Raw genomic sequence first — 8,988 nt, forward strand, 5'->3', positions numbered from 1 at the left:
GGCATCGCGCCAGGTCGGCCAGCGCGGGGCGAACTGGCGGTTGGCCAGCGCGGCGATGAAGGCCCCGGCCACCAGCCCGGCCAGCAGCAAGGCGTTGGGCGTGAGCCAGGTGGACTGCGGCGCGGTGGCGCAGCCGGCAAAGCCGTCGAGTCCGTCGAGCCGCTCGGGGATCCATCCCCAGCCCTGCGCCCACTGGCGCGCCGCACTGCCCAGCGTGGCGGTCACGCCCAGCGGCCGCATGCGCACGATGGCCAGCGCACCGATGAGGCCCACGGCCAAGCCGCCGGCCCAGTAGCTCCAGCGGCCGGTCCATAGGCGCTGCCACACGGCGCGCAGGCCAGGGACGCCCACCCCGCGCACGCCCTCGCCCACTGGCTCGCGCGCAAAGCCGCGCCACAGCCAGGCCGCCAACGCGGCCAGCACCGCCAGTTGCGCGAGCAGCGCTCCGCCATAGCCCAGGTGCGCAGGCAGCCAGACCACCGGCGCATCGGCCACGCTCAGGCTGTACAGGCCGTTCCAGGTCTTGAACCCGAGGATGAAGCCCAGCGCCGAGCCCAGCAGCGCAAACGGCGAGACCGCCGAGCCCTCGGCCAGCCGGTACCAGTGCGCGCTGATGCACGAGCCCGAGACCACCATGCCGGCACCGAACGACAGGCCGGCGGCCACCAGCACCCAGCTCACGGGGCCGATGTGCATGTCCGGCGGCAGCTTGCCCGGCTGCGGCACCGGCAGCCAGCCACCCAGCACCACGGTGTAGCCCACCAGGCCCACGGCCAGCGCCAGCACGATGGCCAGCAACCCGCGCGGGTTGCCATCCTCGAACCAGTCGCGTGCATGGCAGTAAAAGCAAAAGCGCGAGCGCTGCAGCACCAGGCCCAGCACGGCACCGGTCACCAGGGCAAAGACCAGCGTGCGCCCACCGGCCAGGCCCTCGATCCAGCGCGTGGACAGGGCCAACGCCGCCAGCAGGGCCACTGCAGCGATGGGAGAAAGGAATGGGAATGGCTGCTTGTTGCTTGTCGTCGTCATGTGGCACCGGAACGAAAAAAAGCCCGCCGAAGCGGGCTGTAAAGAGACCCCCTACCAAAAAACTCGGTACGCCTTATTTGGCGGCCCAGACCGTGCCGGCCGGGTTGTTGATGGGCACGCCCACGGCGTTGCCGTATTCTGTCCACGAGCCGTCGTAGTTCTTCACGCTGTAGCCCAGGATCTTGGACAGCGCGAACCAGGTGTGGCTGGAGCGCTCGCCGATGCGGCAGTAGGTGATGACCGGCTTGCTGCCGTCGATGCCCACGTTGGCATAGAGCTTCTTCAGGTCCTCGGCCGACTTGAAGGTGCCGTCTTCCTTGACCGCCTGGCCCCAGGGTACGTTGGCGGCACCGGGGATGTGGCCGGCGCGGATGCTCAGCTCGGGCACGCCGGCCGGCGCAAAGATCTTGCCGGAGTATTCGTCGGCCGAGCGGATGTCCACCAGCTTGGCGTTGCTCTTGCCCTCGGCCGCGGCCAGGGTGTCGGCAAGGCGGGCGCGCAGCTGCGTGTTGACCTGCGTGACCTTGTAGTTGCTGGCCGTGAACTCGGGCACGCGGTTGTTCAGCGGCTGGTTCTCGGCCTCCCACTTCTTGCGGCCCCCGTCGAGCAGCTTGACGTTCTTCACCCCGTAAATGTCGAACACCCAGGCGCCCCAGGCGGCAAACCAGTTGTTGGTGTCTCCGTAGAGCACCACGGTGGTCTCGGGCGTCACGCCGGCCTTGGACAGCAGCGCCTCGAAGGCCTCCTTGCTGACGATGTCGCGGCGCACCTTGTCGTTCAGGTCCTGGTGCCAGGAGAAGTTCACGGCGCCGGGCACGTGGCTGCGTTCGTACAGGCCCGGGTTCACGCTGACCTCGACGATGCGCACCTGGGTGTTGTCGAGGTTCTGCGCCAGCCACTCGGTGCTGACCAGCGGGCCCGCCGGGATGGGCGTGGCCGCCCAGGCCAGCGATGCGCCCAGCGCCATGCCGGCACCCAGTACCCATGCGCCGAGGCGGCGGCCCAGGGGCTGGGTGGGGTGGATCGTCGTCGTGTGCTGTGGCTGGCTCATGCGGGTCATCCTCTCTTGTCGGGTGGCCGGTGCTGCAACCATTGCGGCAACCGATGAACGGAATTTAGGGGCTCGGCGCCGGCTGCGGAACAAAGCAAAACGCGCTTGGTTATGCGAAAAAGGCGCGAGCATGCCCGGATGGGACGTATGGGATCTGCCCGGCACGGGCCCTGGTTTACCCCCAATGGGAATGGCCTGGAGCTGCGCCGCATGTAGTAGCCGGCTAACACCCACCACACGCCCCGCAACCCAACAATGGACTCCCCTGACCTTTGAGGAGACACACGATGGCGGCGAAAAAGATACTCATGCTGTGCGGCGACTACTGCGAGGACTACGAGACCATGGTGCCCTTCCAGGCCCTGCTGGCCGTGGGCCACACGGTGCATGCGGTGTGCCCGGACAAGAAGGCCGGCGACCACATCAAGACGGCGATCCACGACTTCGAGGGCGCACAGACCTACAGCGAAAAGCCGGGCCACAACTTCACCTTGAACGCCACCTTTGCCGGCCTGGACGTGGCCAGCTACGACGCGCTGGTGATCCCCGGTGGCCGCGGCCCCGAGTACCTGCGCACCTACCCGGCGGTGGTCTCGGCGGTAAAGCACTTCTTCGACACCAACAAGCCTGTCGCCGCCGTGTGCCATGGCGCGCAACTGCTGGCCGGTGCCGGCGTGCTCAAGGGCCGCACCTGCTCGGCCTACCCGGCCTGCCGGGCCGAGGTGGAGATCGCGGGCGGCACCTACGCCGAGATCGCCATCGACGCCGCCGTGACCGAAGGCAATCTGGTATCGGCCCCGGCCTGGCCGGCGCACCCGGCCTGGATTGCACAGTTCCTGGCCTTGCTGGGCACGCGCATCAGTTTGTAAGCCGCGTTTGACGCCACGGCAACGGCCTCCGATGATGGAGGCCGTTTCTGAAAGGCCGCAAGCATGTGCCAGGTATTCATCAGCGCCGATCCCACCCTGTACGAAAGCCGCGCCCGCTCGGTGCGGCTGCACGGGGTGGCCACCAGCATCCGGCTGGAAAACCTGTTCTGGCAAGTGCTCGGCGAGATCGCCCGGCGCGATGGCATGGGCGTGCCCCAGCTGTGCACGAAGCTGTACGACGAACTGGTGGCCGAGCGCGGCGAGGTGGACAACTTCGCTTCGTTCCTGCGCGTGTGCTGTGGCCGCTACATGGCGCTGCAGCTGTCGGGCGGCATCCCGCAGGATGCATCGATCCCCATCCGCAGCCTCAATGCCCAGCAGGTGCTGGCCACCGAGGGACGGCGCACCGTGCTGGCGCAGGCTGCGTGAATCGGCCCGGCAGCAGTGCCCCTATAATCCGGCGCACTGCGGGTGTAGCTCAATGGCAGAGCTGTTGCTTCCCAAGCAACTGACGAGGGTTCGATTCCCTTCACCCGCTCCATAGTTTTGTAAGTGGTTGATCCATCTACATTCGCATCCAAGCCTGAGCTTGGCACGCAGACCCACTACGAAAGTGTGGTACGACGTGTCAGGCTCTTTGTCTTTAAACCGCCGCTCTAGCGGCGTTTACTTTGTTCGTCTGTGCGTGCCTCGGCGCCTTCAGAAGGCGGTCGGGAAGCTTGAGATTCATCGGAGCACCGGCTGCCGGGACCCTCGGTCTGCCCGGATCGTGGCAGCCGACCTTGTCGCTGAGTGGCATCGGGCCATTGCAAAGGCTGATCTCATGGACATATCTGCCATTGCTGCCGGGTCTCTCCAACTCCTTGGAGACGGGTACCTCCCACTTGTAGATGCAGCTCTCGCCCTGGGGACAACCCCTGCACTGCTCGCCGACAGATTGATCGCGCGCCGCGCGCCGTTCTTCGTTCATGCTGATGGATGGCTGGGCTGGCAAGTACACGACTATGAGCAGCAGCTCGAACACATGCGCGACGCGCAGGGCCTTGTCGAGGTGGTCATCGACGAACACAAGCTGGGAGGGCTCGCTGCACGCACACGGCACACCGGCCGCCTGCGCATTCGTTTTGACGAGGAGATCGGAGCCATCGCGCGCGCCGATGCAACCGTACCGGTGAGCCAGTTTCTTCACTGGCCCTCTACCGAGAACGGCTTCGTATGCGATGTCCCGGGCCCGGGTATCGCAACAGCCATGCTGGAAGTACGTCGAGGGGATGTCGAGGCCCTGCGGACCTCGCTTGCAGCGTTGCTGGCCCCTGAGGTGCGTGCCGCAGCTACCCTCGGCGCGGCGACAAAGGCGGCGTCAGTTCCCCTTCCACCAACGGTCAAGGAGAGGACGGTGACAGACTTGACGGTTGAGTACCTCCGCAGACATGAGGGCGCCTGGAAGCCGGACCAATTGCGACGGCGCAAAGACCAGTGCGATCTGCTCGCCGAGCTTGTCGGCGATGTCCCGCTGGCCAAGGTGGATCGCCTCGCACTGCGCGAGCTTGCAGACCAGATTGCACGCATTCCAGACGAACGCCACAACATCCGGAGAAAGTACAAGAGCTCCGCCGCTACGTTCCCCGAACTCATCGCATTGGCTGACCAACATGATCTGCCTCGCCTGACTACACAGGCCCAGGCACGACTGCTGGACAGCCTGGCTGAGATTTTCGCCTGGGCCGTGCGCGAAACGATGATGATTCAGAACCCTGCGACGGGGCTGGGCGGTGAGCTGCTGAAGAAGGCTGGCGGGCCCAAAGCAAAAGCCAGCCAGCAGCGCGATGCGTTTTCATCGGCGGAGTTGGGCTTGATCTTCAGCGCGCCCTGGTTTAAGAACGGTGTGGGTCAGCGCACGCCCAAGGGCAAGTTCTACGCCTACCGACCTCACTATTATTGGCTACCGTTGCTCGCGCTTCTCGGGGGTGGCCGTCTCAACGAGCTGTCGCAGTTGTACCTCAGCGACATCCGGCTGGATGAATCTGGCATTGCCTACTTCGACTTCAACCTTGAAGGCGAGGGCAAGATGGATCTGGACGGCATGGAAAAATCCCTCGGCACCGACAAATCGCTGAAAACCATCAACTCCCAGCGCATTATCCCAGTGCACGCCTACTTGCTCGAACGTGGATTTCTGGAGTACGTGAACGCGCTGCGAGTTGCGGGGCATGTCAGGCTGTTCCCGGAGTTGAGCTTTGACAAAACCAAAGGCTATGGAAAAGCGGCCGGCAAGTGGTTCAATGAGCGCTATCTTGGAATCGAACTGAAGATCCCCCGTGATGGCCGCAGAACCTTCCACTCTCTGCGCCACAATTTCGCCACTGCACTGGGCGCAACAGGTCTTCCCACGACACTCAAGTCGGACTTAATGGGTCACTCGCGTTCAAAGGCGTTGGTCGAAAGCCGGTATGACAAAGGTGCATCCGTTAAGACATTCCAGGACGGAATCAACGCACTCTCATTCCCGCTTCCGTCTATCGTGAAATTCGATGTGGAAGGAGGCGTTGAGGCCATCAGGCATGCACTTGAGTTGAAGGCTGTACACGGCAAGAAGCATCGTTAGGAAGCGTAGGCTAGCGCGTAGCGTGAGCGCGCACCATCATGCTCACGGTGGCGGTGTTAGCGTTTCAGATCAGACGCAACAAGTTCGTCGCCCTTCGGTGAATATTTGCAAAGGAGTTGGGCTGCAGGGGCCAGAACCGAATCATGTTGCTTGAGAAAGGACTGTGTTGGTCCAGCATCAAGGGATACCTTGATGGGTTTGATCCTACCTGTACGAGGAACATGAGCAAGAGAAACGAAAGACATTCAGCGCGGAGTTCAAGCTTCGAGTCGTGCCGATGGTTCGCGAACAAGGGTTGCACATCAGCGAGGTTTGCCGCTTTATGAAGCTTGGCGAGACAAGCGTGGAGCGATAGCTGCCTCAGGCCGATGAAGAAGCCTGTGACCATCGTCGATCACGAACATGCAAGGCATATCCTTGATGTCTTCCGAGTGGGCATCAGACAGGGCGTATCTTTTGCTTGCCAGATCGACCTGTGTTCTCATGCACGTGCCCACAGGGAGAAGGTATGCAAAGTACGTTTTGCACCATGTCATGCACCAGCTGAACAACAGTCTGCGCTGACTTGATCACGACCAGACCAGCTTTCGTTGGCTCAAGCAAGATACGGCCTCTATGGAAAATGGTGCATCCCAGGGCTGCCTCCAGCCTGCGCAACCTCCGGCTTGCGGTCATGAGAGACATATTGCAAAGCGGCGCCGCTCGCGTCAACGAGCCCTGGCTGGCGCAAACGACGACCAGCCTTATCGACGCCAAATCCACACGCGTGAGGTTGATCAAGGATGGCACACTGCAGCCGACGTAGTTGGACTGGGCGTTCGAAACGGGCCGCTGCACAAATGGATGATCAGCGCCCTTGCGCGCCAGAGCCATCTTGCAATCCTTCAATTCGAGCATTTTTGTGTCAAAGCAGTATGTGGATGCGCTGCGCCAGCAGGTAGCCTTTGGCGAAACCCTGTCCCTCGCTTCATCGCCCCGGCATTGAGCCAACGATCAAACAGTCTCGCGGTGCTGGCCGGCATTGGCTCTGGCCAAAAAGCTCTTGGCTTGGAGCACGACCGGCGCATCGACCATGCGGCCATCCAACTGCACTGCAGCGCCCCCCGACTCAGCATCTGCAGCCACAACACGACGGGCCCAGTTCAACTGGGTCGCCGTCGGAGCAAAGGCACTGTGAATCCCCTCGATTTGCTTGGGATGAATACACAGCTTGCCGCCGAATCCGAAGCGCAAGGATCGATGGACATCGTCTCGTAGTAGCTCGGCGTTGTGGATGTCCACCGTCACGCCATCGATGGCCGGCGCGAGTCGGGACGCGCGAGAGACCATGGCCACTTCGAAGCGCAGGGAATCAAGCTCCGACTCACCGGCAGAGCACATGATCCCCGTGTCCGCCATGAAATCGATATGCCCTACTGCCAGACGTAGGACTTGCCTTTGCGAGGAAATGCTGCGCAATGCAAGGTACCCTGCACCGCTTTCGATCAGCGGCAGCAAGGGAACAGATGGGAGCTGGCGGCCTACGGTATCCAGCATTTCTGCGGACTCGACTTTGGGAACCATCACGCCAGCCAGTAGCTTGAGGCTCGCCAGCCAGTAGAGGTCTTCCTCGCCTGCCAGGCCCGCTCCCACGGAATTGATACGGACAACCAGCGGGACGTCGTGCTTGGCCAGCCCACCCAATGCCTGCGCTATCGCCTGCCGAGCGGCACCTTTCTCGGCCAGGGGCACACTGTCCTCAAGATCCAGCACGACCGCGTCTGCGCCGCTTCCCATGGCTTTTTCAAAACGCTCAGGACGATTTCCTGGCACGAAAAGGAGAGTCCGCGCGCTGGCGAGGATGGGGGAATGGTTCATGTCAAAGGTCCGCTCACACGGCCATGTGTCGAAGGATCAGCGAGCGCAGTACCTGCAGCTTGCCCGAGAAGAAATGATTGGCGCCTGGCACCACCACCACGGGTTGGGTGCCGTCCCTGGCCCAAGCCATCACATTTGCCAAGGGCACACGGCCATCGGCTTCGCCATGAACCACCAGCGCATCGGTGATGCCGGAAGGCGTCAGGTAGCGGCGATAGCTATCCAAGGTCCCAAAAGGCATGCCGGCAAGGCAAACTCGCCACGCTGGCGTTCCGCGGTCAACCAGACGACGAGCCACGCAGGCTTGGACATAAGCACCAAACGAGAAGCCAACCAGGGCATGCCGAAGTCCAGGCGTTGCGGCATGGAGCAGATCGTGCAAAAACAGAACATCGTCCGTTTCCCCCTCTCCACCACCGTGTACACCATCGCTTTGCCCTACGCCCCGAAAGTTCGGGCGCGCAACCACCCACCCGGCGTCGCACAGGGCGCGCGCCAGGAACTGGGGCACCTTGTGCGCCGCATTGCCTCCCAGTAGTGGCTGAGGATGTGCAACGATGGCAATGCCCATGGGTGAGTCTTTGGGGATGTCGAAGAGAACCTCCATGCTCCCCGCAGGTCCAGCAAACAGATGGGTTCCACTGGTTTGAAGGTAGCTTGGCATCACAATGATCTCGCCTCGGCGCTGACTACAGCGCCCGAGCCAACTCAGGCACCGCCGTGAACAAATCCGCCTCCAGCCCATAGTCGGCCACGCTGAAGATCGGCGCCTCCGGATCCTTGTTGATCGCCACGATCACCTTGGAATCCTTCATTCCCGCCAAATGCTGGATGGCCCCCGAGATACCCGCGGCGACGTAGAGTTGCGGCGCCACAATCTTGCCCGTCTGACCCACCTGCCAGTCGTTGGGTGCATAACCCGCATCCACCGCAGCGCGGCTGGCGCCCAGGGCAGCGCCCAGCTTGTCGGCCAGTGGGGTCATCACTTCGTCGAACTTCTCCTTGCTGCCCAGCGCCCGGCCACCGGAGACGATGATCTTGGCAGCGGTGAGTTCTGGGCGGTCGCTCTTGGCGATCTCGCTGCCCACAAAGCTGCTCTTGCCGGCATCCGCCGTAGCGGTGGCGGTTTCAGTCGCTGCACTGCCACCGGATGCGGCTGCGGCATCAAACCCCGTGGTGCGCACGGTGATGACCTTGACGCTGTCTGCGCTTTGCACGGTGGCAATGGCGTTGCCGGCATAGATGGGGCGCTCGAAGGTGTCAGGGGAGATCACCTTGGTGATGTCGCTGATCTGGGCCACATCGAGCTTGGCCGCCACACGGGGTGCCACGTTCTTGCCGCCGGCGGTCGCGGGGAACAGGATGTGGCTGTAGGAACTGGCGATGGCCAGGACCTGGGCGGCCACGTTCTCGGCCAGGCCGTGGTCCAGGCCGGGGGCGTCGGCATGGATGACCTTGGCGACACCGGCGATCTGGGCGGCAGCAGCTGCGGCAGCACCGGCATTGTGGCCGGCGATCAGCACGTGGACGTCGCCACCGCAGGCCATGGCGGCGGTCACGGTGTTGAGCGTTGCGCC

General features: G+C 63.1%; 10 protein-coding genes, 1 tRNA gene and 1 pseudogene. 6 read left to right on the forward strand and 6 right to left on the reverse strand.

Going from position 1 to position 8,988, the window contains the following annotated elements; all coding sequences use genetic code 11:
• Both PMI14_RS22985 and PMI14_RS22990 read right to left on the reverse strand, forming a co-directional pair.
• On the reverse strand, nucleotides 1–1,029 hold a 1,029-nt coding region (locus PMI14_RS22985), incomplete at its 3' end, for a YeeE/YedE thiosulfate transporter family protein (RefSeq protein WP_007857816.1).
• A gap of 73 nt (nucleotides 1,030–1,102) precedes the next feature.
• Complete coding sequence (locus PMI14_RS22990) at nucleotides 1,103–2,080, reverse strand: sulfurtransferase (protein WP_007857817.1); 978 nt, start codon at nucleotides 2,078–2,080, stop codon at nucleotides 1,103–1,105.
• A gap of 287 nt (nucleotides 2,081–2,367) precedes the next feature.
• Between PMI14_RS22990 and PMI14_RS22995 the strand changes: the two genes are divergently transcribed.
• The 6 genes and pseudogenes from PMI14_RS22995 (at nucleotide 2,368) to PMI14_RS35935 (ending at nucleotide 5,909) form a co-directional block, all read left to right on the forward strand.
• Nucleotides 2,368–2,949, forward strand: coding sequence for a DJ-1/PfpI family protein (locus PMI14_RS22995; RefSeq protein ID WP_007857818.1), 582 nt, complete (start codon nucleotides 2,368–2,370; stop codon nucleotides 2,947–2,949).
• Nucleotides 2,950–3,012: 63 nt separating this feature from the next.
• Nucleotides 3,013–3,378, forward strand: coding sequence for a ribbon-helix-helix domain-containing protein (locus tag PMI14_RS23000; protein WP_007857819.1), 366 nt, complete (start codon nucleotides 3,013–3,015; stop codon nucleotides 3,376–3,378).
• Between the two features lie 38 nt (nucleotides 3,379–3,416).
• Nucleotides 3,417–3,490, forward strand: a tRNA-Gly gene (locus PMI14_RS23005).
• An 84-nt stretch (nucleotides 3,491–3,574) separates the two neighbouring features.
• A pseudogene (locus tag PMI14_RS35930) lies at nucleotides 3,575–3,751 on the forward strand (DUF6538 domain-containing protein); the annotation flags it as partial.
• A gap of 21 nt (nucleotides 3,752–3,772) precedes the next feature.
• Entirely contained in the window at nucleotides 3,773–5,554 is a 1,782-nt protein-coding gene (locus PMI14_RS23010; RefSeq protein WP_238541888.1) for a site-specific integrase, read from the forward strand.
• Nucleotides 5,555–5,762: 208 nt separating this feature from the next.
• Nucleotides 5,763–5,909 (forward strand): transposase, encoded by a 147-nt coding sequence (locus PMI14_RS35935; protein ID WP_081497376.1) that lies wholly within the window; start codon nucleotides 5,763–5,765, stop codon nucleotides 5,907–5,909.
• An 83-nt stretch (nucleotides 5,910–5,992) separates the two neighbouring features.
• Here PMI14_RS35935 and PMI14_RS34370 read toward each other — a convergent pair whose 3' ends face one another.
• The 4 genes from PMI14_RS34370 to PMI14_RS23035 form a co-directional block, all read right to left on the reverse strand.
• Nucleotides 5,993–6,451 carry a LysR family transcriptional regulator gene (locus tag PMI14_RS34370; protein WP_081497377.1) on the reverse strand — a complete coding sequence of 153 codons (459 nt, stop codon included), beginning with the start codon at nucleotides 6,449–6,451 and terminating at the stop codon, nucleotides 5,993–5,995.
• A 96-nt stretch (nucleotides 6,452–6,547) separates the two neighbouring features.
• Nucleotides 6,548–7,411 (reverse strand): CoA ester lyase, encoded by an 864-nt coding sequence (locus PMI14_RS23025; protein ID WP_035205277.1) that lies wholly within the window; start codon nucleotides 7,409–7,411, stop codon nucleotides 6,548–6,550.
• 13 nt (nucleotides 7,412–7,424) lie between these two features.
• On the reverse strand, nucleotides 7,425–7,982 hold the full coding sequence (locus PMI14_RS23030) for an alpha/beta hydrolase (protein ID WP_238541889.1): 558 nt from the start codon (nucleotides 7,980–7,982) through the stop codon (nucleotides 7,425–7,427).
• A gap of 118 nt (nucleotides 7,983–8,100) precedes the next feature.
• A partial coding sequence (locus PMI14_RS23035) for an electron transfer flavoprotein subunit alpha/FixB family protein (RefSeq protein ID WP_007857824.1) occupies nucleotides 8,101–8,988 on the reverse strand: 888 nt, incomplete at its 5' end.

Source organism: Acidovorax sp. CF316, assembly GCF_000276605.1.
GTDB lineage: Bacteria > Pseudomonadota > Gammaproteobacteria > Burkholderiales > Burkholderiaceae_C > Acidovorax.